Genomic DNA, 25,268 nt, shown 5'->3' with positions numbered 1-25,268 from the left:
TTAATATTATTATGAATGTCGATGAATTTCTCCGAAGATATGCCGCCGCCGAACGGAATTTTCCTGATATTGACTTGTCTTCTGTTGATTTGCAAGAGGCAAATTTAGTCAATTTAAACCTGACTGGAGCTAACTTAAGTTATGCTGATTTACGCGAAGCGAGGTTAGGAAAAGCTAATCTTTCTAAAGCCAATATGAGCCATGCTAACTTAAGTGAAACTATTCTTTGGGGTGCCAATTTAACGGAAGCCAATTTACAACAAGCTCAGTTACGAGAAGCAGATTTAACCGGAGCAAAACTTTTAAAGACATTCTTAGAAGAAACTCAATTCATTAAAGCCTGTTTATCAGGATGCAATTTAAGAAACGCGAATCTTTCCCAAGCGATACTTTTTGAAGCCAATTTTCGCCCCAACCATAATCAACAAACGGATTTAAGTTATGCAATTTTAGCCGAAGCGGATTTAAGTTATGCCAATTTTAGCGGAGCTATTTTACATCACACCAATTTAGAAAAGGCAAAACTCTGTCACGCTATTTTTGGCGTTTCGGGTTTGGGGGTTTTAAGTTCCGAACAAAGCTATCATACCGACCTCAGTGAAGCAAATTTGAAAGGCGCGGATTTAAGTTATGCGGATTTAAGTGGGGCTAATTTATGTCATGCTGATTTGCGAGGTGCCGACTTAACCCGCACAATTTTAACCGATGCTAATCTCGACGGAGTGATTATGCCCGATGGTAGCATTCATGATTAATCTTTCACTTCAGTTTTTATCTATCAAATTGATAGATAAAAGGTGGGCAGAGCCCACCCGAAAGTTAATGAACTTCTGCCCGTAATGCTTCTGCATCAATGGGTTTGGTGATATAAATTCTGAATAAATTCCATAACGTGGAACAATTGGTGGGTAATTTCAATAAGAATTTAACCCATTTTGGATTTTGGCCAGCATCAATTTTTTGGTTTTTAACATTATTCTCAGAACATTGTTCTAAGCGCCGGAAAAAGTCGGGGTGTTCGGTATCTAAAACCTCTGGAAATGCTCTTAACGAGGTTTCATTGGTTTTCCGCACAACATGACGATTATATTCCCGTGCATCTAACCCCAAGGTATCATAGAAATCCGCCCGTTCATCAACCGTTAAGGTATGGGTTGCAAATACCGTTAACAGGAAAAATCTTGCCCATAATCTTCCTTGCCAACCTTGCCACATTTTAGGCTGAGATCTCAATAAAACCTTAAAGAAATCTCCATGTCGGTTTTCATCTTGACACCAGCTTTCAAAATAGCGGAATAACGGATAATATTGATGTTCAGGATGGGCTTCTAAATGGCGGAAAACAGTAATATAACGCCAATAACCAATTTTTTCTGATAAATAAACAGCGTAAATAATCCACTCCGGTTTAAAGAAAGTGTAGGTACGGTTTTTAGTTAAATATCCTAAATCCAACGATAAATTAAAATCCGACATGGCTTTATTAATAAATCCCGCATGACGCGCTTCATCTCTAGCCAATAAAGTAAACGCTTCAGATAATAGGGGATTTCGGTTTTTGAGTTGACGAGATAACTCTTTAAACAGTAAAAATCCAGAAAATTCCGAGGTACAAGACCGTTCTAAAAAGTCAACAAACGCCATGCGCGTTTTCTGATCAATTTGTTCCCAACTTTGTTCAAATTCTTCATCCCGAACAAAATGGTGGCGGTTATAGTCAGAGCGTAACTCCTCTAAAACCGACGCAAATTCCTCTTCATGGGCAGATAAGTCTAGGTTAGCCATCGCTTCAAAGTCTGTGGTGTAGAAGCGCGGGGTCAGCAATGTCTCTTGAACAGGATTTTTAATCCCTGGGCGAAGTTCCTGAGTTCCGGGGCTTTGGACAGTATTCACCATCGCTGCGAGTCCTTAAATATTACTGTCTAGTTATTAAACTATATGACTCCCATTTTGTCTAGTGTTTTGCCTAATTTTTTTTCGGGCGTAAAGAATTGTTAAGCATATATAACCGTTCAGTGATATAGTGATACAATCATCCAAGTGATGAACACGAAATCTGAATTGTCATCCAATCAGAATCCGTCAATTCTCCAGAAAAGTTTAATTTTATTCATCAATACAACCATGACTAATTTAGCTGAAAAACTCAAACTCGGAACCCAACAATCTCACACCAATGCCGAGCATACCGGATTTATGAAAAACTTTCTATCCGGTGGCATCAGTAAAGAGTCTTTTTGTCAACTCTTGAGTAATTTATATTTTGTTTATAGCGAATTAGAATCGGATTTGCAATCTCATCAAACCGATCCAATGATTAGCACAATGTACTTTCCCGAACTGAATCGCAAAGCCAATTTAGAAAAAGACTTAAGCTTTTATTATGGAGAACATTGGCCTGATAATATCACGCCCTCTCCGGCCGCACAAACCTATGTTTCCAGACTGCGTGAACTTTCAACGACCGAACCCACGCTATTAATTTCTCACTCCTATACTCGCTACATGGGTGATTTATCGGGCGGACAAAGCTTGAAAAAAATCGTCCAATCTGTCTTTAATTTAGAGGAACATCAAGGGATTTGTTTTTATGAATTCGATGAAATTCCTGATTTGAATGAGTTCAAAAACCTCTATCGTCAAAAATTAAATGAATTAATCCTCAGTGAAGAACTCCAAGCTCAAGTTGTAGCAGAAGCTAATAACGCTTTTACGCTCAATATTGCCATGTTGCGAGATTTAGGAGAAATTTCAACTCCAGCAACTGTTTAATTCAATACCTTTGTTATCTGCAATTAAAAGTTATTTGGGAGAATATATCAATGGTTTTTTCCGTTGCCAACGTTGCCTTTGATTTTGATCTAATTGAAAAATATGGGAATGCGGTTCCTCGGTACACTAGCTATCCCCCCGCGACGGAGTTAAAAGATGAATTTACTTCCTTAGATTGGGAATTTGCTATCACGGAATCGAATCAACGTCAATCGCCCTTATCTCTCTATTTTCATATTCCCTTTTGCCAAAGTGCCTGTTATTTCTGTGGCTGTAATGTGATTGTTTCTAATAACAAAGATGCAGCTAATAGTTATATCGATCATTTGTCAAAAGAGATTGAACTCACTTCTGAGTTTATCGATACTCGGCGCAAAGTTACCCAACTCCATTGGGGCGGAGGAACACCTAACTATTTATCTTTAGAACTGGTTGATTCCTTATGGAAAAATATTAATAAACACTTCACCTTTGACGAAAAAGCCGAAATTTCTATTGAAATTAATCCTCGGTATGTTGATAAAAACTATATCTTTTTCCTCAAAGAGATGGGGTTTAATCGGATTAGTTTTGGGATTCAAGATTTTAATCCCCTAGTTCAAGAAGCAGTGAATCGAGTTCAGCCAGAAGAACTGCTATTTAATGCGATGGGCTGGATTAGAGAAGCCGGGTTTGAGAGTGTCAATGTAGACTTAATTTATGGATTACCCTTTCAAACTCTGTACACCTTCAAAGAAACAATTCAAAAAACTATTGCTATCGATCCAGATCGGATTGCAATTTTTAACTTTGCGTATGTTCCCTGGATGAAGCCTGTACAAAAAAATATTTCTCAATCTGCTTTACCCCAACCCCATGAAAAATTGGAAATTTGGCAAATGTCAATCCAAGAATTAACGGATAATGGGTATGTGTTTATTGGTATGGATCATTTTGCTAAACCCGGAGATGAATTAGCGATCGCCCAACGAAATTCAACGTTAAAACGGAATTTTCAAGGTTATACCACACAACCCGAAGCAGAACTTTATGGATTTGGGTTAACATCCATTAGTATGTTAGAAGATACTTATGCTCAAAACCATAAACGATTAAAAGATTATTATCAGGCGATTGATCAAGGGATTTTACCTGTCAGCAAAGGGTTTAAATTGAGCCGAGATGATATTCTCAGACGAGATATCATTATGCAAATTATGTCTAATTTTTACTTAGATAAATCTGTGATTGAATCCAAATATCACCTCGATTTTGATACCTACTTTGCTGAAGAATTAATCGAGATGCGTCCGTTAATTGCTGATGGGTTAGTTCAATCTAATTATGATTCGATTGTGATTACGAATTTAGGCAGACTCTTGGTGAGAAATGTTGCCTTTTTATTTGATACCCACACTCCAGCACTACAGGAACAAAGATTATCAAAGGCAATTTAATTGCCAGATTGCTCAGAATCCGGTAAGGTGGTCTATGGCCACCTTTATTTTTAGGTTTTCATTGGATCTATGACTTATTTTTGGTTTAAATCCTTTCATATCATCGGAATGGTTGTCTGGTTTGCGGGTTTATTTTATCTAGTCAGACTATTTGTTTATCACGCCGAAGCCGAAGACAAACCTGAACCCGCCCGCAGCATTTTAAAAGAACAATATGAATTGATGGAAAAACGCCTTTATGGGATTATCACAACCCCTGGAATGGTGGTGACAGTGGTAATGGCGATCGCACTTTTAATCATAGAACCCAGTCTTTTAAAAGATATCTGGCTGCATCTGAAATTAGGATTAGTTGCGGTTTTAATCGCTTATCATTTTTATTGTGGTCGGATCATGCGACAATTAGCAGCTAATAAAATTCGGTTTACCAGTCAACAATTCCGAAGTTTCAATGAAGTGCCCACGGTACTTTTATTAGTGATTGTTTTACTAGCAGTATTCAAAAATAGTTTACCCCTGAATACTGCTATTGCTGTGATTGGTAGTTTTGTGGTCGGGATGATTGTGTTCTTTCAACTCTATGCCTTACATCGACAAAAAAACACCCAGCAAGTGCTCAGTTAATAGAGAAAAAAACCCAAACGGGTTAAATCTATTAGCAAAAAATCAATTTCTTTAAGGGTTGATAATGATTTTTTAGCTTCCTTGGTATCTATCTATACAAAAGGTGCGTGCGCTATGGCTTACGCACCCTACAACTTCAGAATCTTGAAAACCGCTATTTAACTCAGTAATCTTTCAACGGATATATTAATCTCAGGAAAAGCTAAGGGGGTAATATTTCCTTGATTAATAATTTGTTGACTCAAATAAGTATTATTTTCGGGATTTCTAAATACGATTAATTGTTTTTGGGATAAATCTAAAACCCAATATTCTTGAATTTGAGCTTGAGCATAAATTGATAATTTTAATTCTAAATCTTTTTTTAAACTACTTTTAGCCACTTCTATGAGCCAAAAAATATCCTCAGCATAGGGATGATGATGATCATAACGTGACTCTGGAGGTTGAACAATGGCAATATCGGGTTCGGGTTCAGAGTCAGATAAGGTAATAGGGCCATTAAAACGAATATCGGCTTTACCTGTTAGTAAGATTGCTAGGTATTCTACTCCCCGCTTGGTTTTATTATAATGAATGGGACTTTCTGGACTCATTTCAATAATTTCACCTGCTAATAGTTCGACATTGCGATCGCCCAAAATCCCAGCATTAATCATCTGGTGATAATCCTCTACAGACCATTTTGCTAACGTCTTCATGGCAGAATTACCTGTTTTTGTGATAGAGTTGAGTTGTTTATATATTAACAGTTTTGAGGGAGTTGCCACAACCTTGATCACTGGACTACAATTAAAGTCAATTTAAAATAATAATTAAATTTTCTATTGAGCTTAAATTAATCCAGTTTATCCCCACCCAAATGTTGCTTAACTCGATGAAAATTCTAACTCGGTTCAGTTTTATGGGGTTTCCCAAAACCTTACTGAGTCTTTTTTATTTACTCCTTCTTTCCCCCACGCCAACGAGTGCCCAAGAACGAGAACCCCAAGCTCAAGACCTCAACCCGATGTTAAAAATTGGTGTAGTGCAATACTTTGGGGAAAAACCTACCGATCAATTGATTCTCAAAGCGCAACCGGGAGATCACTTAACCCTCAAGTTTCAAACCCCCCAAGGGGAAAAACAACTGCATACGGAGACGGTGATCCTGAAAATCGGAGTTGAACCCCTCCCCGAACCCGAAGTTGAAGAAAGAGTGGTTCTCAGTACCCACCGCAGCTATGAAAATGCTGAAGAAGACGCTCAAAAATGGCGATCGCTGGGTTTAGAAGTGGAACTCGCTCAACCCGATCGCTGGCAAGTTTGGGCCAAACGTAGGGTCTACAATACCCCCCTGTTGCGACGCTGGTTAATTGATAGTTTACAAGCCCAAGGTCATAAACTGCCTCGCTTGGAAACCCAAGTTCTGACCCAACAACGGACGCCCTATTGGACATCGGCAGGATATCGCTACAACCGCAATCATCTGGAGATCACCACTCTCCAGAATGTGATTCAAGTTAGTCAAAAACCTAATGATCCCCAACCTTTGGTTTATGGGGGAAGTTTGCGGTTGCAACCCGATGCCTACGGAACTTATACCCTCGTTAATAACGTGCCGTTAGAGACCTATTTGCGGGGTGTTGTGCCTCATGAAATTGGGGCTTGGCCCCCGGATGCCTCCATCCAAGCCCAAGCGGTTTTAGCGCGAACCTATGCGTTGCGAAACCTGAAACGCTTTGAAGCCGATCAGTATCATCTGTGTGCAAATACGGACTGTCAAGTTTATAAAGGGTTAACAGAAGTTTATTCCAGTACCGATCAAGCGATTAATGTTACGAGCGGCTTAGTTTTAACCCACAACAATCAGTTGACAGATGCGGTGTATTTTTCCACCAGTGGCGGAGTCACGGCAAATTATAATGATATTTGGAATGGGGAACCCCGGCCTTATTTGCAAGGGGTAATTGATGCCCCCAATAAAATTTGGGATTTATCTCAACAAAACTTAGCTTTAGAGCCAAATTTTAGACGGTTTATCAATCTGAAAACCGGATTTAATGAAACGGGAGAACTAGATTTTCGCTGGAGAGAAGAAACAACCTTAGAAGCTATTGCAGAACATTTAAAGTATTACTTGAAGCGGCGCAATCTTCCCCAGACTAATTTTAAAACGATTCAAAAACTTGAAATTGTCGAGCGATCGCCAACGGGACGGATTTTAAAAATGAAAGTAACAACGGATCAAGGAGTGTTGGAAATCTCCAAAGATGAAATCCAAAGTGCTTTTTTACCCCCGATCAGCACTTTATTTTATATTGATCCTGTTTTTAACCCTAATAAAACCCTTAAAGGTTACGTTTTTGTTGGGGGTGGGTTTGGACATGGGGTAGGCATGAGTCAAACGGGATCGTATCACCTGGCTAAGTTGGGATGGTCAAGCGAGCAAATTTTAAGCTTTTACTTCCCTGGAACCCAACTTAAACCGCTTAATTTCTCAATGCCGTTAGGGAATTAACCGCAATTCAAAGTCCAACGTTTTGTCGGTATCCCTTAACGTTGAACTTTGAATCAAAAGCTAATTAGTATAACTCGTCTTCTTGGTGAGTTACGATTACGCAATCAGAAGTGGGGTAAGCAATGCAGGTTAGAACATATCCTGCTTCGATTTGGTCGTCATCTAAGAAAGACTGATCAGATTGGTCAACAGTACCCGATTCGATTTTCCCGGCACAGGTCGAACAAGCACCTGCACGACAAGAAGATGGCAGTTCCAGTCCGGCTTCTTCTGCCATATCTAAAATATACTCATTATCAGGGCAATCAATCACCTGGTCGCCGTCTGGAGTTTTGAGTGTGACTTGATAAGAAGTCTTACCTGTGTGATCAGCCTTATGCGTTTTATCAGTTTTAGCCATGTAGTGATCCTCTCATAAATTTCGATAAAATTTGAAAAATCTCTTAGGCTTCACCAAAGCGTTCACTCGCCTTTGTTGAGATCAGAGATTTTTTCCCCTTTTTTGATATTAATTGAAGCTATTTGCTAATAGGAATTCAAAATAGAACATTGATAATATCTATCAACGTTCTACTTTGAACTCTAACTCAAGGATTACATTTCACCTTCTTGGTGAGTTACGATGACGCAATCAGAAGTTGGTTTAGCAACACAGGTTAAAACCCATCCTGCTTCGATTTGTTCATCATCTAAGAAAGACTGATCAGATTGATCAACGGTACCAGAGACAAGCTTACCTGCACAGGAGGAGCAAGCACCTGCACGACAAGAATAGGGCAGATCGATTTTTTGATCTTCTGCGATATCTAAAATGATTTCATCATCAGGGCAATCAATAACGTGGTCGCCGTCTGGAGTTTTCAGTGTAACTTTATAAGTAGCCATGTAGTGATCCTCTCGTTAATTTCGATAAAAACTATAAAAATCCCTTATACAAACCCAAAGCGTTAATTAGCCTTCGTTTGCATTACAGATTTTTTTCACCTCTCGATATTAAGAGAAAAAGTGGAAGTTGTAAAACCTTGTCAACCTAGATTTAGAATGGGATTTATTATAAATTTTTCTAATTACATCTTGATTACTTATACCTAGTTTCCCTGTCCCTCACTCTGTTATCATGACTCAATCTTTATTTTCTTCTGTGAGTACGGTTTCCCTGCCTCTGCGAGTGGGTATTGTCGGCACTGGGTATGCGGCCAAAATGCGAGCAACAGCCTTAAAGGGGGATGAGCGATCGCAACTTGTGGCCATTGCAGGCCATACCCCCGCTTCAACCATTGCCTTGAGTCAAGAATTTGATGTTACAGTGTCGGCTTCCTGGGTTGATTTAGTCGATCGACCGGATCTTGATCTTGTCATGATTTGTACAATTAATCGAGATCATGGGGCGATCGCGCGTCGCGCCTTAGAACAAGGTAAACACGTCGTTGTCGAATATCCTCTGAGTTTAGATCCCCAGGAAGCAGAATTTTTAATTACCCTGGCTCAAGAGAAAAATAAACTGCTCCACGTCGAACATATTGAACTGTTGGGAGGACTCCACAATGCGATTAAAGCGTCTCTTGCGGCCATTGGTCAAGTCTTCTATGTTCGCTATGTCACCGTTAACCCCGAACATCCAGCCCCTGCTAAATGGACATATCAACCCTCTTTATTTGGTTTTCCCCTAAGTGGAGCCTTGTCCCGTCTGCATCGATTTACAGATTTATTTGGAACTGTGGCCAGTGTCAATTGTCAAACTCAATATTGGGATATTGAACCGGATCTCTATAAAGCCTGTTTATGTAATGCTAGGTTAACTTTTAATAATGGCATCCTGGGAGAATCTGTTTATGGAAAAGGGGAAGTTTTTTGGCAGTCGGATAATACGTTTACCCTCTATGGTGAACAAGGAACGTTAATATTTACTCCCGAAAAGGGTCAACTGATTCAAAACGATAGGATTCAAAATATTGAGGTAGGTTCTCGTCGGGGATTATTTGTTAAAGATACCGAAATGGTTTTAGATTGTCTCTATCAAGGAACTCCTCTTTATGTTACCCCAGAAGCGAGTTTATATACGTTAAAAGTTGCTGATGTGGCGCGACAGTCGAGTTTATCGGGGGAAACGGTCAAGATTCCTTCTTAGATTATTTCCTAATAGTTGTTTGGGTGGAGTCACAACAAAACCCAACCTTTTTTTGATAAGAATTGCCAACCCTGAATTACGGTTTTATAGAACTTCGTCCTGGTATGTTTACAAGGATTAAGCCTAATTTAACCACAAAGACACAAAGGCACAAAGAAGTTTTAAAAAATTTTAATTACCTCGTTTGCTGAACCTTCTAACTGTTTAACAAAACTATTAAAAATCTATTCTAGCATCTTGATGTTTTTCTAAACTTATTATCAGGATTCAAGCTGGCGTTGATTCAGCCAATTTTCTAAATCCGTTGCTTCTGAAAAATCCAGAAGTGCTTCCCCTAAATTCTCTAATTCTTCGACAGATAAAGTCTGAATTTGTTCTTGGATTATAGGAGCGATCGCACCGACTCGTCGCGTCACTAAGCGAGTAACAAATGACATCGCCTCCCGTTGTCGTCCTTGTTGGAGACCTTGTTGGAGTCCTTCAAGGAGACCATCTTCCCGAATTTCTTGGTAAATGACAGACTCGCGCATTGTTTCGCTCCTAAATAGTTGTCTGATTAAGTTTTTTTCAAACCTTAAACCCGCGAGAACTTGAGTACAAGCGAGGAGATCGGCTTGTTGTGATGGTTCTTCAATTGTAGCAATTTGATTCGCTATTTGCTCTAGTAAAGTTTGGGGTGAGTTGGTTTGAGATAATGTCGCAAAGGGAAGTAAAGCGGGGACGGATAGCAATAAATCGGGGTTTTGTTCCCAAAGGCGAATCACCCGGTAGCGGTGTTGGGTGTTCGTGTCTGTATACTCAGATACAAAAGCCTGTTCTGAGGCGGTTTGTTGTAAAAAGAGTACAACTTGAGTGATAGAACAGGAATATTGTCGTTTGAGCCTGACATAGTAGTCAAGCATTCTGAATGGGATCGGAGGGTTGGAATAGGATAGAGTTTGAAATTCCAGATGTAGAATTTGGTTATCGGTTTGTAAAAAGGTGAGAGAATCAGCACGAATTGGTTCTTGAATGAGTTCAGTTTTGAGTACCTGAATGCTAGTAGGTTGCTCAAGGGGGAGCAGCCATTGGACAAAAGCATCAGGGAATTTTTCAGCTAGATATTTACAAGTGTTGTCGTAGGCCAAGGAAGTTAGTTAGGTTAAGAAATCGGTGTGAATAGTTTGTGAGAGCCGTGTAACTTTTGGACGCATCTGTCTAACAGGATATTTTAGCAAAATCTGGCAAAAGTTACTACTTTTTATCACTTTTTATCACTGTCAATTTGAAGTTGAGTTAGTAAACTAGGGATGATGAGACAACTCAAGTTGAATCATTAAGACGAAGGGAAACGCTGCTTAAGGAGGTGTTAATTAGAGCGATTACTGATTAATATAAATTTGACAGCAGGTAAGACTAAAAAGGCTAGGTGTGAAACCTACAAACTGATGCAGAAACCGGATTTCTTAAACCCTATAGATTTTATACCCTAAATAAAGGGTAGAAACCCGGTTTCTTGGGTTATTTATAATTAGGCTTCAATCATGACACGCAAATTACCCCGTTTTTTCAAAACTCGACAGGCGGTTGCATTTTCATTTTTGTCTCGTTCAAACTCTAAATCGATGACAGTGGAACCAATTTTTAAGTTATGAACAGAGATATGACTAATCGATTCGGGTAGGGACGGGTCAATAATTCTCAGGTAATTACTCGAAGCATCAGGGACTAAATTCATCATCATTTGTAACAGTTGAAACATACTCCCACTCGCCCAAGCTTGGGGTGAACAAGCAACAGGATATTTCACAGGGCCAGTTCCTTCAATTCGAGGAAAACCACAGAATAATTCCGGGGGTCGTTGTAAGGGTTGCTGCATTGTCATATCAAATAATCCTTGAGCGACTTCAAAAGCCGGATCAATAAATCCAATTGATCGCAATCCTAATGCAATTAAACTATTATCATGGGGCCAGACTGAACCTGTATGATATCCCATCGGATTATAAGCCGGAGAAAGACTGCTCAGGGTGCGAATTCCCCAACCGCTAAACATATCGGGTGCTAATAATCGTTCTGCCACATTTTTAGCATTTTCAGGGGTTAAAATTCCCAACTGTAAACAGTGACCGGGGTTAGAACTAATACTATCAACAGGTTGCCCTTCTCCATCTAATGCTAAGGCACAAAAATCTTGATCTTTGAGCCAAAAATCTCGATTAAAACGCATTTTAAGTTGTCGAGCTTCCTCTTGCCAACGGTCTGCTAAATCAATCCGTTTTCGCATTTTAGCAATTTCAGCCATTCGCACTTTTGCTGCATAAACATAGGCTTGAACTTCACATAAAGCAATTGGGGCATTAGCCAGGGTTCCATCTCGTTTAACAATACAATCTCCTGAATCTTTCCACCCTTGATTTACTAAGCCTCTGGAAGATTTACGGAAATAACAAAGATAGCCATTTTCTTGAGATTTAGCATCAATCCAATCCATCGCAGCCCGTGCATTTTGCCATAATTTTTCTAGGGTTTCAGTGTCTTGCGTCCAAGCAAAATATTCTGAATATAACATTAGCCAAAGGGGTGTGGCATCAACGGTTCCATAATAGGGAGTATGGGGAATTTCTTGACATCTTGCCATCTCTCCCATTCTCAATTCATGGAGAATTTTCCCCGGTTCTTCATCGCGCCAATCATCATAGGTTTGACCTTGATATTGGGCTAAAATATTTAAGGTAGAACGGGCAATTTCGGGGTCAAGAATTAAGGTTTGAGAGGCTGCAATAATCGAATCTCGACCAAATAAACAGGAAAACCAAGGCACTCCGGCGGATAATCCTTTTTCTTTACCGAAGGTTTGGCGTAATAAATAAATATCTTGTTCAGCTTGTTCGATAACTCGATTAAAGCCCCGATTATTTGACCGAATTCGAGTTACAGAATTCTGCCATTGTTTTTCTTCCATTAATTCTGCGGCTTTAGCTTGAACTAAGGTTAATGGGGCATGAACGGCAGAGGTGGGACGATTATTGGTCAGCATTTGTAAGCTATAACCAATAATTTGAGTTTCATGGGATTTTAAATTGAATTGCCAAAGGGCAGTATTTTCTTTAATAAAATCGGGTTGATTATGAACAAATTGAATCCGAGATTCCATGAAACTGCCATCGAGTCCTTGATAAGCTAGATTAATTTCTTTTTGTTCATTTTCGGGTTTGAGAACTTGAGATTCAATTTCTTCCTCTTCTAATTCTTTCGGTTCCCCAATTTGACGTTCAAAAAGTCGTCCTTGTCGGTCTCGATTAAAACCGCGAATTTGAAATAAATCGACAAAATCCGATCCAAAGCTGAGGCTGATTTCAAATTGAACGGGTGAAGTGCTATAGTTAGTAACTTTTATTGCTTCAAATAATCCCCCATTTAATATAATTTCTCGTTCTATTCCAATGGTTTCCGCCGGAATTTGATCGCTAATTTTAGGATTAGCACATAATACGGATAAGGCAAATCCTTTTTGAGCATCACCACTGAGCAGAATGGGTGCTTGTCCTGAAATTTGTAACTCTAATCGAGACAGAAAACGGGTATCATGACAAAATAATCCTAAACTGGCTTGACGGTCATCGGCGGAAAATTGAGTAATATTACCCAAGGTATCTGTAATTAAAAATAAATCATCATCTTTGAGGGTTAAGGTAGGTTGAGGTCGCTCATTAACAGCGCAGGGCCATTGTGATCTGAGTGCTTCCTCAGCAGGAACAAATACTCTGCCGTCAAATTCGATTTTTTCTGAGATCATGACTATATTATTGTGATTGTTGCGTATAGCAGGGAACACCGGATCTGGGAACACCGGAGGAAAAGACTTCACGCTGCGTCATTCTTTGTCCTAATGGGTCTGGCGACTGCTATATCTTTAGTTTCAGTATAAAACCGTTTTTTTGAAATGAACGTGAAATTTTGATAAAGAAAACATAAATTATTCTCCCCAGCTATATTGTATAAACTCTAAATAATAAATACATCATCCGGTTAGTTAAAATTTTGTTTGGAAAGGTTAAAACTTGATCTCATACAAACGAAGTCCGCAACAAGCGGACTGATAAATTAGTGAATAAACTGCACTCTGATTCAATTGAATTGTGCTGAATTCTCGATACCTAAAACCCAACAGTTTAAGAAACTTTGCGAGTTGGATTTGTCACCGGAATAGTTGTAATTTCAGAAGCTGTAATCGAACGAGACAGGGGTAACAATCGTTCATCCATAATTGATTCTGCTAAAATCCGGCGATATAAATCACTCAAACGAATTGCTACTCCGACCCAACTAAAATTTTCACTAACCCGAACTGACGCCTGTTTTCTGAGTTTTTGCGTCCAAACATCATCGGTTAAAATTCGGTTAATTGCATCAGCAAACCCGTTAATATCTTGAGGAGGAACTAATAACCCCGTTTCTTCAGGAATAACGGTAAATTTCAACCCTCCTACATTAGATGCAATCACCGGAGTTCCGCAAGCCATCGCTTCAATAGCAACTAACCCAAAAGGTTCATAATGACTGGGAACAACACAAACATCCGCCGCCGCATAATATAACGGTAAAATATCATGGCTTAATTGCCCTGGAAAACAGGTTTGTTCTGTTAATCCTAATTCATTCACCAAGTCTTCAATGCGTTGACGTTCCTGACCATCGGTTTTATTGGGGTCAGATCCTCCCGCAATAATCAGTTTAAACGATGCGTTGGTCGTTGTTTGATATTGATGACAGGCGCGAACCAAGGTTTCAATGCCTTTGCGGGGATCAAAACGTCCAACATATAAAATAATCGGCTTTTGGGGGTCTAAACCTAATTTTAGCCGCGCTTCCGGTTTAGAAATAACATGGAAATTCTCTAAATTTGTACCGCAAGGAATGACGGAAATATGACCATTTTGCGATACCAAATATCGCAGGACTTCTTCTTCTTGGGGACTGGTGGCAATAACGGTATTTGATTGTTCTAAAATTTGCTGTTCAATCGCTAAACGAGTATCTGCAATGGATGGACGATGGGAAACAGCTTGATATTTGACTTTTCCCAAAGAATGATAAGTATGAACTAACTGAACGTTATGGTGTTTTTTGAGTTGCAACCCTACCCAAGCCGATAACCAATAGTTAGTATGAACGAGGGGATAATTTGTACCTTCTTTGGCTTGAAAGTTTTGAAACGCGGTGACAAATTCAGGTAAATATTCAAACAATTCATCTCGCGGAATATATTCTAACGGCCCGGCGCTGAGGCGAATGGTTCGACAGTAGGGAGAATGTTGAACAATAGTCGGTTGGTTGGCGTGAATTTTGCGCGTGAACATATCGACCTGCCAACCGAGTTTTGCTAAGGCTTCACCGACTTGACGGACGTATACATTTTGACCTCCCGCTTCTTCCCGACCAATATCAACGTCCGGGTCGCCATGAATAGAAATTAAAGCAATGGGTTGTCGATTTCGGCTTCCCAAACGCTGAGAAATGGGAGTTGATTTTTTAGCAGTTCCCTGGGAAGCATTGAACGTAGATGTTTTCACCGTTTGATTTAAGGGGTTCATAGATAAATCCAGATTGTATGAAAGATTATTCTATCAGCGATGAGTAAACAGCTATAAGACTGTTTCAAGGTTAAGTTTGTTGAAATTGCTGAGGAATAAGTGATGAAAACCAGAAACAGTTAATCCTGTAATTTTAGGATTAAGCTGCGGTTAAATTCTTAAGTTTTCCATTTTGGCTGAAGCGTTCAGCGATGAGTTGTTGATAAACGGCTTCATAGCCATCTGCCATCCGTTTTGCACTGAAATGATCAATAACATATTGACGGCATTTTTCCCGATTCATCTGTTCAACTTTTCCTAAAGCCACTACACACTCTTCGACCGTTTCACATAGATATCCTGAAATTCCATCGGCAATCACTTCGGAAGTTGACCCCATTTTCATAGCAATAACTGGGGTTCCGGTTGCCATCGATTCTACCATAACTAATCCAAAGGGTTCTCGCCAAGTAATCGGGAATAAGGTGGCAAAGGCATTCCCCATTAACACACTCTTTTGAGCGTGGTTAGCTTCTCCTAAAAATTGAATTTGGTTGTGATCAATCTGGGGTTTAATCAGAGTATTAAAGTATTCTTGATCAACCGCATCAATTTTTCCTGCCATTTTTAACGGTAATCCAAATTTTTTAGCAATTTCAATCGCTAAATGGGGGCCTTTTTCAGGAGACATTCTGCCTAAAAAGGCTAAATAAGGCGGGTTTTGAGGTTGAGGATAGAATTGATAGGTGTCAGTGTCAATACCATTATAAACGGTAGCAACATAGTTTAATTTTAGGCGCGGTTCCCGTTGATCATTGGAAATACTAACATAAGGTTGATGACGTGCATGGAGAAACATTTTTTCATTATCTGGCGTGAAGACACCATGCAGAGTTGTCACCGTTGGAGTTTTAACTAAACTGCTGAAAGGTAAGGCTGCACAGCCAACATGGGAGTGAATGATATCAAATTCTGAAGCTCGTTCATACACCCAAGCTAACTGAATCATATCATAAAGTCCCGGTTCTTTAACCTTCGGATCTGAGCGTAAAGAACGGGGACAAACGGATTCTAATTCAGCAAAAGTTATCGAGTCTCCTGATGCAAATAAGGTGACTTCGTGACCTCGTTTTACCAGTTCATCCGTTAACAATCCCACAATTAATTCTGTACCGCCATAAGCTGGGGGGGGCACTCTTTCCCATAACGGGGCAATTTGTGCGATTCTCATGAAAACCTCCTGTTTTTATTCGACATCTTGAGATAAAATAGATACTGGATGATATCTCAAACATTAATGTTGAGCCAGCCCTACCTATCTGAAGTTGTAATAAGATATTAGTGATTTTGTAAATATTGCTAAGGTAGTGAAAACCGCTCTAAAATGAGTACGGCATTCTCTACCAAGCTTTAGGTAGACTTTGATAATCTTATTCAGCAGGTTGGTTATAAGTCATCTTCTTTTCGAGAGATAAATATCTGATGCTGTGGGGAATATTCCTATCAATAGATAGGCTTTTAGGCTGAAAATAAATTCTTCAGAAGTCGAAAATTTAAAAAAGTGAATATATATTTTTGGATTCGTTGATTAAATTTGATACTAAATTGTTTCTAAGGGGTTCAGATTAAATTGCTATTTTATTTTAAAAAATAGAAAACTTGAAAATCCAAATAATAGCGATCGCCTTTTCTCTTACCGGGCGATCGCTGTTGAGATGGTTGATCAAAAAATAGGGATCAGATGTTAAACATATCCCCATAGCCGTATTTTCCGCAATGGTATTGTATTAAAAGCTACCAAAAACTTTCTATCCCTGTTCCCTGTTTCCCATTCGTAATTCGTAATTCGTAATTCGTAATTCGTAATTCCCTATTCCCTCTTCTAAGAGCGTTGTTGTTGATAAAACTGCAACACTTTTTCGGTATAACTAGCCGTTTGACCTTGGTTATATTGATTCGGGTCGCCTGTCATCCACCAAGCAGCGGCGCGACGAATAGCAATGGCTTCATTATCCTGACTTTTGGGATATTCTTCTTTCAACACATCCGTCATCACACAGCCTAACACTTCTCTTGCTTTAGCCTGGTCTGCTTCAAATTGAGCCGGGGTCATTTCCTGACCCATACAGAGTTTTGACCACCGGGGAATATTCTCTGGTTTAATTTGCCACTCTGAATACAATCCATCATTCGGCGTTCCCGTTTGGGGTGCGGCTAAACGTAACGCCTCAACTAACGCCTGTACCTGAGTATTAGAAACTTGAGCAAAAACTGGAACTGCCCACAACAGCGACAATCCCACTAAAATACGACTCAATTTCATGATTAACTTTCCTGCTCCTGATGGCCCACCCGTAGTTATACCTTATTCCTCAAAATTTGGCCAAGACTCATCGATCTATAGTGCTAGGGAACAGGGAACAGGGAACAGAGGGGACAAGAAAATAGGGGACAAGAAAATAGGGGATAGGGGATAGGTAGCCATCCGATCATTTATTTGTAGGAAAGATTTAGGGATGGAATATCACTTATTTGGGATTGCTATATATTGACACTCTCAGGTCTGAAGACGCGCTCGATTCTTGGTTCAGCGAAACCACTTAATCAAAGTACCTTGCAGTGCTTTAACCAGAGGTGGGATTCACGCCCTTGCGTAAATTTGGGTATGCCCTACCCTATTCGCATGACTGCGAGTTCTTTTTTTAGTTTGAAACAAATTTGTTTCAAAAACTGGTTGTTGAGCTTCCCATGAATCTTTTACCCACTGCTGGGGGGACTAGAACTGTGCAGTAGAACCCTATAAATTCAATTGTCAAGGTTCAGAGTTTTGCCGTTAGGCGACTAGGTTTTTATACAGGTTGTTTACCTTTCCTGTTACTGGATATACTAACATAGATTGGAGAAATATTCACGGGCAATAAATTCCCCTGGGTCGCTTTTCATCTCAGGTCTGAAGACACTGAGTTTTCAATCTCCCATCCTTTTCTTATAAATGAATTACCCTTAAAGGAGTTATCCTCATGGAACGAGATAAACGTCTGATTCTGTCCGCATTGAGTCATGGTGCGATCTTTTTTAGTGCTACGTTAGTTGCGATCGGAATTCCCATCGCTATTTTATTTTTATCTAAAGATCCCGTTGTCAAAGCCAATGCTAGAGAGTCGTTAAATTTTCACATTAATTTATATATTTATGCTTTCATTTTTGTGCTTCTCACTTTTGTATTAATTGGGTTCCCTTTATTAGTTGTTTTGGGACTCGTTAGTTTTATTATGCCAATTTTGGCGATTGTTTCTGTTGTTTCTAATCCCGATAAACCCTATTCTTATCCTTTCATTTTTCGGATTATTCAAGAATAAGGGTATTGGGAATTGGGAATAGGGGGGTACAAGTCTAGGTTTCTGAATCAGTAGGAGTCCTAACTTCCTGGGCGACTGCGATATCATTAAGTTTAGCTTTGATTTCTTGCTCATAATTTTGAACACTGGGAGGGAGGGAAACTAAATCTTCAATATTTTTGAACATGGCTTGACAAATTACATCAAGCTGTAAATCATTTTCGTCATAACCGAAAGGATTTTCGATTTGGCGAGCAATTTCTTCAATTCCTAATAAGGTAAAAGTCATAATTCCCACCACCAATGCTGTAAACAATCCTAAATTGTTGACAATTTTTAAAGGTAAAATTAAACAATAAATTAATAAAATTTGTTGGAGATGAATTTGATAAGCTAAAGGCAGAGGAGTCTTGGAAATTCGTTCACAACCTCCTAAAACATCAACCATTGTATCTAATAGTTTATATAAAGCGGTTAATTGATAAATATGAAGGTGATGCTTTTTATTTTGATCCTGTAAATAATCGCCAATCCAAAAGGCAATTTCCAGAGGAGGATGATTCATTGTTTGCAGTTTTTTATACTGTTCTGGGGAGGTTAAAGCCTGAATTTCTGGATTAACTTTTTCTCTTCTTAAATGAAGTTTAGTGGCAACGGCAAAAGCAACTAATAATTTTAATATAGCGATTTTATGCTCAGTATCATTAACCTCTTTTTCGGGAACCATTAACCAAATTTGACGAGAAAAATTTCTAACCGTATTGACTAAAGTTCCCCACAATTTTCGACCTTCCCAAAATCGATCATAGGCTGTATTTGTTCTAAAAACTAACAATAAACCTAGAACTAAATCAGGAAAAATAAAATAGCTAAATACTTCACTGGGTAAGGGAAAACCTTGATGAGCTAATAGAGAAATTACCATGCCCAATGTTGTACATAAAATCACACGGGGCATAATTGCTGGAATCACGGAGCTTTTAATACGGACTGTTAACTGAAACCAGTTTTTTTCGAGATCAGACATACACTCTGGGTGAAGGGTTATCCTCCTGAAAATGCTGACTGACGGACTATCCCGCCGAAGGTCGCAGTTCAACAACTTTACTTCCCTCGACGGTCGGGTTGGGAGTGGGAGGGTTTAATTTTTGATTCAGTTCTCGAATTCGTCGAGATAATAAGCGAATAATATTAATCGCAATTCCGGGGGTTTCATCAATAGCATCATAGAGTTGCATTTGGGTCAATACTAGACATTCGCAGGTTTCTAAGGTGCTAACGGTGGCTGAACGAGGTTCAGCATCAAATAAAGACATTTCGCCAAAACACGTCCCTTTTCCTAACTCGGCTAAATTGCGATCGCCAATGTGAACTCGCACCCGTCCAGAAACCACAATATAGAGCGCTCTCCCTTCTTGGCCTTCAGTAAAAATACTATGTTCAGCCGGAAAGGATAATTCATCCATTACTGATGCTAGACGCACGAGAAAATCGTCTCGTAATTCTTTAAAAATCGGGACACCCCTGACAAATAAAAGGCGTTCAACGCTAGTTAACATAAGTTTACTAAAAAATTAAAAAATTCAGATTTTAGGAGGGAACAGGGAACGGGGAACAGGGAACAGGGGGGAAATCTTAACTTCTGTAGTCTGTACTCCGCACTCTATAATTCTTATCACTACTTAACTCCAAGCTGTACCATAAATTCCTCAACTTGGGCTGCGACTAAACGATCGGGATCATTTTGTAGCATTGGCAATAATTCTATCAAAGCCCGTTGAGAGGCAATCTTTAAATATGCTAAGACAGCTTCTCGGACAAACCCGGTGGGGTGACGCAAACACATCAGGGCTTGTTCAGCCGTTAAACTCCATCGGGCGCTGCTGGCTAAATGGAAACAACAAGCCAAGGCCCAGTCTGAGAGAAAATGACGAAATTCTAACAAACGGCGGAGGCGATCGCTCGGTTTTAGGGGATGATAGCTGACTAAATCCGATAAATTATCGAGTTTCTCTAATTTAGAGTGCTGATCCAGAATGCTAATTAAGGCTCGTTTATTGGCAATATCGACGACATTATCCAGGATTTCTAAACCCCGTGCCACGTTAGAAGAGGAATTGGACTGAATATTAAAAGATGCAGCTTGAATGGAGCTATGGGGATACAAAAACTTCATTAACAAAAAGCACCGATCCACCGCATCAACTTCTAACCCCTCCAAGGCGCGTTTTAATAACTGTTGGGGAGCTTGCAGATCGGGGACGCCGGGATCGAAGGGGTCAAAGGTATCGGAATCTTCTGAGTCGGACAGTATGGGTTTTTCCAAGGACAAATCCAGCAAGGCGGCATAAATTTGACCGATGAAGGTTAATTCCTGCTCAATTAAAACTTCCACCCCTGTTCGGCCCACCCGATCTAACACCCCTTCAATTCCAGCATCTTGAGGAATTTTAAGTAATATTCTCAGGATATTGCGCCGGGTCGTTCCCCAGGAAATCATCAACTCACTGATCAGGGTATCAAGGGCTTCGGTGGTGGCAATTTCGCCCAGGGCTGTCCAAGCCTGTAACCGGACTAAATCGGGTTTATAGATATCACTAGCCTGTTGTACTAATAGAGGAATTGCCTCATTACCCAATCTGACTAACGCCTGTAAGGCTGTATCGCGTGTAGAACGATAGGACAGGGCTTTCATCAAAGAGGGATAGTATTCTTCCAAATGGGTTGAAGCGATCACATCTAACAATGCACAACGCACCCGCAAAGATTCATCTTGTAATAAATCGTTAAGATAGAGCCGGAGTCCTTGTAAATAATCGGCTTCTCCCAGGGCGCGAACCCCCATCACCCGTTCCCGTTCTTGATGGGAGGTAATCATGCGCCGGATGGTATTAGTGGCGACGGCCTTTTGTTCGCGATCGCCTCGACGTAAAATTAGGGCGGCGGCAGTTCCCCGAACAACGGGATCAACTTTGTTTTGGAGATAGGGACGCAACTGCTCAATATCAGGACTGGTTTCAGTTAACCATAGGTATCGTAAAGCCAGGGCCAGGACTTCCGGGGGCAAGGGTTTTTGAGTAAAAGCCCGAATTTCCTCCAAATAGGCTGGATTTGGATGGTTGAGCATAATTTCCAAGCTCTGACGCTGTAACCCAGGGGCTAGACTACTCAGCAGAGGAACCAGAGTTTCCCCAACATTTTTGGCATCCAGTTGACTCAGGAGTTCAATACAGGAACGTTTATCCGCTTCTTCTCCGGGTTTCTTCAGGGTTTCAACCACATTGCGTTTGAGTTGAGGCATATCGATGTCCGAGACACTCAACCGTCCGCGTTCGGCGCTACGAACCAGTAAACTCACATATTGCGCTCGAATTAACCAAACCACAAATAACCAGACCAAGGCCATGAGAACGATCAGACCCACGAACACTAATCCCTGTTGACTCTGTAACTCTGTTAATGTCGAGTTGGGTAAAATCACACGGGTCAGCCAGAGGGTAATTAAAATTAATACCCCCGTCACCCCCGTTGACATGGGTTCAAACACCCCGTTCACCATTGATTGAATATCGCTGCGAACGTGATCCGGTAGGGGTTGAAATAGAACGGCTCCGGTAGTTTCAATTAAGGTGTAATGGAATAATTCATCCAAAAACCGTAGGATCACAAATCCCACAAACACAGAAAACATTCCGGTGATCCCACCTATTAAGGAAAAAGTGCCTAAAAGAATGACTCCTACAGGTAAAACAATTGCAGTGACAAATACCCCCGTGCGTTCCACCAAACGGCTTGAACCAAACCACTGGGTTAACACTTGAGAAACACTTAAAATCCCCTCAAAAACTCCGAGGAAGCTAACAATTCCACTGGCTCCGGTTGTATCATTTTGAAATTCCAATTGACTAAAAAATTGGAAATCAACTAAGACATATAACGCTTCTGCGAGAACAAAAAAGGAAACTAAAGGAATCACATAACCCAAGACGGGGCCTTTGAGGTTGCGGGTGCTAAATTCTTGTTCTTCGTCTTCAGGTACCCAGCGTGTAGAGTCGGGGAAAGATTGACCGTAGCGTTGAGAGAGATAAAATAAAATTCCAGCGGCTAGGAGTACCATAACCCCGGAAATTAGAGTAACGTTATTGAGTCCAACGACTCTTAACAGTAGGGGGAGAGAAAAACCACTAATTACCCCAGCGACTAGAAATCCACTACTAATAATGGGATAAGTGCGTTTAATTTCTCGAATATTAAACAGTTGGTTGGCTGTGATGGAATTATTTAAGTCGTTGAGAACATAACAAGCTTCCACCCACAACCACATTAAAAATAGGGTAATAAATTGAACGCTTAACCCTAATATTTTGACATCGGATAACCCAATTCCCAAACGAAATAAAAATAGGGGAATTGCCATGATCACAAAGATAATCACAATTGCCCGACGCATGGGAAAGACTTTTTGCAGCGATGAATAAACAAAACCTAACCCTGAACCCATCCCCGCACTAGCGATATAGATCCAAGGCAATTTATCGGCACCGTATTCATCGAGAAATAAGCCAACGGTACTCAGTTCTAACCAAATTAACCCCACTGATGCCAAGGTATAGACTAAAAACATCAGTAGGGTTCTTTCTACTTCTTCCTGACGGAGATTGAGTCCCCGCAGCACCCCTTGTCCCACCAGAGCGGAACTACTCACTGGCTTGTCCATGCGATGCCCAAACCCCTTTGTATGTCTAAGTTGACACTCTCACCGTCAAGCTACGCGCTCGACGGGAGATTCTTGCTTCATTGGGTTTGTCTAGTCTCAAGTCATCTCTGACTTAAAACCCCGTCCAGATTCCCCTCCACAAGCATCTGTTTAACGTCAACTGACTGCCCGGCAGCAGACAACAAAACTGGGATTATGTTTCGATTTCTCTTTCATAAACTATGCCGCCCCTGATGTCAGGTATTTCTTTTTGGTCGGACATTTTATCTGGCGAGAACCACCAATCTTGCTTCTCTAGGCACACTTGGGTGCATTGGTTCTTTCATTTTAACACACGTTTTAATTTAATCGTCTCCCTTGGGTCGGTTTATTTGCTGGTCGCAATTCATCTCACCGTTAAACCGAAGGTTAACGGGAGTCCTCTTGCGACATTCCCAGATAGAGTTTAGCCGATTTGTAGTAGGTATCGGTTAACAGTTGACGGTTAACAGTCAACCGTCAACAGCGAACAGCCAACTTCTACTTCTTCGGCGAGAGCAACATCATCATGCTACGTCCTTCTTGTTTGGGCTCTTGTTGCACCTCAGCCAATTCTTGTAAGTCAACGGCCATGCGGTCGAGGAGAGCCTTAGCAAGGTGACTGTGTTGAATTTCCCGACCCCGGAACATAATGGTGGCTTTGACTTTATCCCCAGATTGCAGGAAGCGTTTGGCTTGATTGACGCGCACTTTATAATCGTGATCGTCAATGATGTAGCGCATCTTGACTTCCTTAACATCAATGGTGTGTTGTTTTTTCTTGGCTTCTCGAACTTTCTTTTCCTGTTCGTACTTATACTTGCCATAGTCCATAATCCGACACACCGGGGGGTCGGCTTTGTCGCTGACTAATACCAAGTCGAGTTCTTTTTCCTCCGCCATCCGCATGGCTTCACGTGGTGTGAGAATCCCAAGTTGAGCGCCATCTGCATCGATGACCCGGATTTTGGGAAACCGGATATTTTCGTTAATTGGAGGCAAATTGCGATTGATTTTTTTATCGGTCACAGGCATTAAAGAAGTTTGCAAGCGATTAATTAGGATGGTTATATGGATCTACAATTCCTTATTGTACTCATTCCCATCGGTATTTAGTCCCAAATTTAACCTAAATTCCAGAAACGTTAACATTAGAAATTGTAAAGTTATGTTTTGAGGGGAGGAAGTTTGGTTAGTTTCGCAAGCTGGAAAGACCAAATCGGCTGTCAACGGGACTGGATTTGGCGAGGTTGGCGCATTCGCTACGCTTATAGTCGCCCTCGTTTGTCCCCGTCTTCTCTTCCCAGTTACCCGATGATCTTTTTACATGGATTTGGGGCATCGATTGGACACTGGCGATCCAATTTAGCAGAATTGGGTCAAGTTCACACGGTTTATGCTTTGGATTTATTGGGGTTCGGGGGTTCGGAAAAAGCGATCGCTCCCTACAGTGCTCAGTTATGGGTGGATCAAGTCTATGACTTCTGGAAGACTTTTATCGGACAACCTGTGATTTTAGTGGGAAATTCCATTGGTTCTTTAATCAGTTTGATGGTGGCTTCCCAATATCCCGAATTAGCGAAAGGATTAGTTTTAATTAGTCTTCCTGACCCTGGAATTCAATTGGAAATGTTACCGCCCTGGATGGTTCCGGTGGTGGAAACGGTACAAAATATTGTGGCTTCTCCTCCGGTTTTAAGATTATTTTTTGCTCTGGCTCGTCGTCCTAGTTTTGTTCGTCGTTGGGTACAGTTAGCTTATGATAATCCCAATGCTATTACTGATGAATTAGTTGAAATTTTAGTCACTCCTGCTTTGGAACGAGGTGCAGCACGGGCGTTTTGTTCTATTTTTAAAACGATGGGGAGTCCTCACTTAGGGCCTTCAGTTAAAACGCTATTTCCCCAATTAACTGTTCCTATTTTGTTACTTTGGGGTTTACAAGATCGATTAATTCCCCTTCAATTGGCTAACCCTCGTCAATATTTACAATATCACTCTAATTTGAAATTAATAGAGTTAGAAAATGCTGGACATTGCCCCCATGATGAATGTCCAGAACGGGTGAATGCTGAAATCTTAACTTGGCTGGAGGAAAGCTTTGATCTGAGTTAAGGGTTGCGGACGTTGAATAATAAATCAAGTGTATGCCCATATCAGCCCTATCGACATTATCTCAT

The 25,268-nt window shown here is 40.4% G+C and carries 21 protein-coding genes; 8 read left to right on the top strand and 13 right to left on the bottom strand.

The genetic code is table 11. The features are described from left to right. The first annotated feature begins 11 nt into the window (after positions 1 to 11). Positions 12 to 755 (top strand): heterocyst differentiation pentapeptide repeat protein HetL, encoded by a 744-nt coding sequence (gene hetL, locus PL8927_RS11260; RefSeq protein ID WP_083621292.1) that lies wholly within the window; start codon positions 12 to 14, stop codon positions 753 to 755. A gap of 64 nt (positions 756 to 819) precedes the next feature. Here the strand turns inward: hetL and acsF are convergent, their stop codons facing one another. Further along, positions 820 to 1,896: a magnesium-protoporphyrin IX monomethyl ester (oxidative) cyclase gene (gene acsF / locus PL8927_RS11255; RefSeq protein WP_083621289.1), complete on the bottom strand. Its 1,077-nt coding sequence runs from the start codon at positions 1,894 to 1,896 to the stop codon at positions 820 to 822. A 228-nt stretch (positions 1,897 to 2,124) separates the two neighbouring features. Here acsF and PL8927_RS11250 point away from each other — a divergent pair, with 228 nt between their 5' ends. The 3 genes from PL8927_RS11250 to hemJ all read left to right on the top strand — a co-directional run bounded on the left by PL8927_RS11250 (position 2,125) and on the right by hemJ (position 4,832). Beyond that, on the top strand, positions 2,125 to 2,772 hold the full coding sequence (locus PL8927_RS11250) for a biliverdin-producing heme oxygenase (protein ID WP_083621964.1): 648 nt from the start codon (positions 2,125 to 2,127) through the stop codon (positions 2,770 to 2,772). Between the two features lie 50 nt (positions 2,773 to 2,822). Beyond that, positions 2,823 to 4,208 carry an oxygen-independent coproporphyrinogen III oxidase gene (hemN, locus tag PL8927_RS11245; RefSeq protein ID WP_083621286.1) on the top strand — a complete coding sequence of 462 codons (1,386 nt, stop codon included), beginning with the start codon at positions 2,823 to 2,825 and terminating at the stop codon, positions 4,206 to 4,208. Between the two features lie 69 nt (positions 4,209 to 4,277). Next, complete coding sequence (hemJ, locus tag PL8927_RS11240) at positions 4,278 to 4,832, top strand: protoporphyrinogen oxidase HemJ (protein WP_083621283.1); 555 nt, start codon at positions 4,278 to 4,280, stop codon at positions 4,830 to 4,832. A gap of 158 nt (positions 4,833 to 4,990) precedes the next feature. On the opposite strand, the gene PL8927_RS11235 is transcribed toward hemJ, so the two are convergent. Further along, positions 4,991 to 5,533 (bottom strand): Uma2 family endonuclease, encoded by a 543-nt coding sequence (locus PL8927_RS11235; protein ID WP_083621280.1) that lies wholly within the window; start codon positions 5,531 to 5,533, stop codon positions 4,991 to 4,993. A 176-nt stretch (positions 5,534 to 5,709) separates the two neighbouring features. On the opposite strand from PL8927_RS11235, the gene PL8927_RS11230 reads away from it, so the two are divergent. Further along, entirely contained in the window at positions 5,710 to 7,332 is a 1,623-nt protein-coding gene (locus PL8927_RS11230; RefSeq protein WP_083621277.1) for a SpoIID/LytB domain-containing protein, read from the top strand. Positions 7,333 to 7,396: 64 nt separating this feature from the next. On the opposite strand, the gene PL8927_RS11225 is transcribed toward PL8927_RS11230, so the two are convergent. Together PL8927_RS11225 and PL8927_RS11220 are read right to left on the bottom strand one after the other, a co-directional pair. Continuing rightward, on the bottom strand, positions 7,397 to 7,732 hold the full coding sequence (locus tag PL8927_RS11225) for a ferredoxin (RefSeq protein WP_083621274.1): 336 nt from the start codon (positions 7,730 to 7,732) through the stop codon (positions 7,397 to 7,399). A 194-nt stretch (positions 7,733 to 7,926) separates the two neighbouring features. Continuing rightward, a complete protein-coding gene (locus tag PL8927_RS11220) occupies positions 7,927 to 8,217 on the bottom strand; it encodes a ferredoxin (protein WP_083621271.1) in 291 nt (96 codons plus the stop codon). A 232-nt stretch (positions 8,218 to 8,449) separates the two neighbouring features. On the opposite strand from PL8927_RS11220, the gene PL8927_RS11215 reads away from it, so the two are divergent. After that, positions 8,450 to 9,460, top strand: a complete 1,011-nt coding sequence (locus PL8927_RS11215) for a Gfo/Idh/MocA family protein (protein ID WP_083621268.1) — start codon at positions 8,450 to 8,452, stop codon at positions 9,458 to 9,460. Between the two features lie 260 nt (positions 9,461 to 9,720). Here the strand turns inward: PL8927_RS11215 and PL8927_RS11210 are convergent, their stop codons facing one another. The 5 genes from PL8927_RS11210 to PL8927_RS11190 form a co-directional block, all read right to left on the bottom strand. Beyond that, positions 9,721 to 10,587 carry a DUF4351 domain-containing protein gene (locus PL8927_RS11210; RefSeq protein ID WP_083621265.1) on the bottom strand — a complete coding sequence of 289 codons (867 nt, stop codon included), beginning with the start codon at positions 10,585 to 10,587 and terminating at the stop codon, positions 9,721 to 9,723. A gap of 383 nt (positions 10,588 to 10,970) precedes the next feature. Next, complete coding sequence (locus tag PL8927_RS11205; protein ID WP_083621263.1) at positions 10,971 to 13,238, bottom strand: amylo-alpha-1,6-glucosidase; 2,268 nt, start codon at positions 13,236 to 13,238, stop codon at positions 10,971 to 10,973. Between the two features lie 376 nt (positions 13,239 to 13,614). After that, complete coding sequence (locus tag PL8927_RS11200; RefSeq protein WP_083621960.1) at positions 13,615 to 14,949, bottom strand: glycosyltransferase family 4 protein; 1,335 nt, start codon at positions 14,947 to 14,949, stop codon at positions 13,615 to 13,617. A gap of 226 nt (positions 14,950 to 15,175) precedes the next feature. Continuing rightward, positions 15,176 to 16,246, bottom strand: coding sequence for a glycosyltransferase family 4 protein (locus PL8927_RS11195; RefSeq protein WP_083621260.1), 1,071 nt, complete (start codon positions 16,244 to 16,246; stop codon positions 15,176 to 15,178). A gap of 651 nt (positions 16,247 to 16,897) precedes the next feature. Then, a complete protein-coding gene (locus PL8927_RS11190) occupies positions 16,898 to 17,338 on the bottom strand; it encodes a hypothetical protein (RefSeq protein WP_083621257.1) in 441 nt (146 codons plus the stop codon). Between the two features lie 697 nt (positions 17,339 to 18,035). Here PL8927_RS11190 and PL8927_RS11185 point away from each other — a divergent pair. Further along, positions 18,036 to 18,374, top strand: a complete 339-nt coding sequence (locus PL8927_RS11185; RefSeq protein ID WP_083621255.1) for a DUF4870 domain-containing protein — start codon at positions 18,036 to 18,038, stop codon at positions 18,372 to 18,374. 34 nt (positions 18,375 to 18,408) lie between these two features. Here the strand turns inward: PL8927_RS11185 and PL8927_RS11180 are convergent, their stop codons facing one another. From PL8927_RS11180 to infC, 4 genes are all read right to left on the bottom strand, one after another. Further along, the gene (locus PL8927_RS11180) at positions 18,409 to 19,380 is read right to left on the bottom strand and encodes a bestrophin family protein (protein WP_083621252.1); all 972 of its coding nucleotides are present in this window, start codon (positions 19,378 to 19,380) and stop codon (positions 18,409 to 18,411) included. 46 nt (positions 19,381 to 19,426) lie between these two features. Next, a complete protein-coding gene (locus PL8927_RS11175) occupies positions 19,427 to 19,912 on the bottom strand; it encodes a Crp/Fnr family transcriptional regulator (RefSeq protein ID WP_083621249.1) in 486 nt (161 codons plus the stop codon). Between the two features lie 119 nt (positions 19,913 to 20,031). Beyond that, positions 20,032 to 23,070, bottom strand: coding sequence for an MFS transporter (locus PL8927_RS11170; protein ID WP_083621245.1), 3,039 nt, complete (start codon positions 23,068 to 23,070; stop codon positions 20,032 to 20,034). Positions 23,071 to 23,589: 519 nt separating this feature from the next. Continuing rightward, the gene (gene infC / locus PL8927_RS11165; RefSeq protein ID WP_083621242.1) at positions 23,590 to 24,123 is read right to left on the bottom strand and encodes a translation initiation factor IF-3; all 534 of its coding nucleotides are present in this window, start codon (positions 24,121 to 24,123) and stop codon (positions 23,590 to 23,592) included. Positions 24,124 to 24,276: 153 nt separating this feature from the next. On the opposite strand from infC, the gene PL8927_RS11160 reads away from it, so the two are divergent. Next, positions 24,277 to 25,203 carry an alpha/beta fold hydrolase gene (locus PL8927_RS11160; protein ID WP_083621240.1) on the top strand — a complete coding sequence of 309 codons (927 nt, stop codon included), beginning with the start codon at positions 24,277 to 24,279 and terminating at the stop codon, positions 25,201 to 25,203. Positions 25,204 to 25,268: the final 65 nt, after the last annotated feature.

It is taken from the genome of Planktothrix serta PCC 8927, from assembly GCF_900010725.2.
In the GTDB taxonomy this organism is placed as follows: domain Bacteria; phylum Cyanobacteriota; class Cyanobacteriia; order Cyanobacteriales; family Microcoleaceae; genus Planktothrix; species Planktothrix serta.
This window is presented reverse-complemented; position numbering and strand designations above follow the sequence as displayed.

What these genes read in the sequence shown, in the direction of transcription:
- PL8927_RS11185 (WP_083621255.1), top strand. Translation starts at nt 18,036, where the DNA reads ATGGAACGAGATAAACGTCTGATTCTGTCCGCATTGAGTCATGGTGCG.
- acsF (WP_083621289.1), bottom strand. Translation starts at nt 1,896, where the DNA reads ATGGTGAATACTGTCCAAAGCCCCGGAACTCAGGAACTTCGCCCAGGG.
- PL8927_RS11225 (WP_083621274.1), bottom strand. Translation starts at nt 7,732, where the DNA reads ATGGCTAAAACTGATAAAACGCATAAGGCTGATCACACAGGTAAGACT.
- PL8927_RS11205 (WP_083621263.1), bottom strand. Translation starts at nt 13,238, where the DNA reads ATGATCTCAGAAAAAATCGAATTTGACGGCAGAGTATTTGTTCCTGCT.
- hemN (WP_083621286.1), top strand. Translation starts at nt 2,823, where the DNA reads ATGGTTTTTTCCGTTGCCAACGTTGCCTTTGATTTTGATCTAATTGAA.
- PL8927_RS11195 (WP_083621260.1), bottom strand. Translation starts at nt 16,246, where the DNA reads ATGAGAATCGCACAAATTGCCCCGTTATGGGAAAGAGTGCCCCCCCCA.
- PL8927_RS11170 (WP_083621245.1), bottom strand. Translation starts at nt 23,070, where the DNA reads ATGGACAAGCCAGTGAGTAGTTCCGCTCTGGTGGGACAAGGGGTGCTG.
- PL8927_RS11250 (WP_083621964.1), top strand. Translation starts at nt 2,125, where the DNA reads ATGACTAATTTAGCTGAAAAACTCAAACTCGGAACCCAACAATCTCAC.
- PL8927_RS11230 (WP_083621277.1), top strand. Translation starts at nt 5,710, where the DNA reads ATGAAAATTCTAACTCGGTTCAGTTTTATGGGGTTTCCCAAAACCTTA.
- PL8927_RS11190 (WP_083621257.1), bottom strand. Translation starts at nt 17,338, where the DNA reads ATGAAATTGAGTCGTATTTTAGTGGGATTGTCGCTGTTGTGGGCAGTT.
- PL8927_RS11175 (WP_083621249.1), bottom strand. Translation starts at nt 19,912, where the DNA reads ATGTTAACTAGCGTTGAACGCCTTTTATTTGTCAGGGGTGTCCCGATT.
- hetL (WP_083621292.1), top strand. Translation starts at nt 12, where the DNA reads ATGAATGTCGATGAATTTCTCCGAAGATATGCCGCCGCCGAACGGAAT.
- PL8927_RS11215 (WP_083621268.1), top strand. Translation starts at nt 8,450, where the DNA reads ATGACTCAATCTTTATTTTCTTCTGTGAGTACGGTTTCCCTGCCTCTG.
- PL8927_RS11235 (WP_083621280.1), bottom strand. Translation starts at nt 5,533, where the DNA reads ATGAAGACGTTAGCAAAATGGTCTGTAGAGGATTATCACCAGATGATT.
- infC (WP_083621242.1), bottom strand. Translation starts at nt 24,123, where the DNA reads ATGCCTGTGACCGATAAAAAAATCAATCGCAATTTGCCTCCAATTAAC.
- PL8927_RS11220 (WP_083621271.1), bottom strand. Translation starts at nt 8,217, where the DNA reads ATGGCTACTTATAAAGTTACACTGAAAACTCCAGACGGCGACCACGTT.
- PL8927_RS11180 (WP_083621252.1), bottom strand. Translation starts at nt 19,380, where the DNA reads ATGTCTGATCTCGAAAAAAACTGGTTTCAGTTAACAGTCCGTATTAAA.
- hemJ (WP_083621283.1), top strand. Translation starts at nt 4,278, where the DNA reads ATGACTTATTTTTGGTTTAAATCCTTTCATATCATCGGAATGGTTGTC.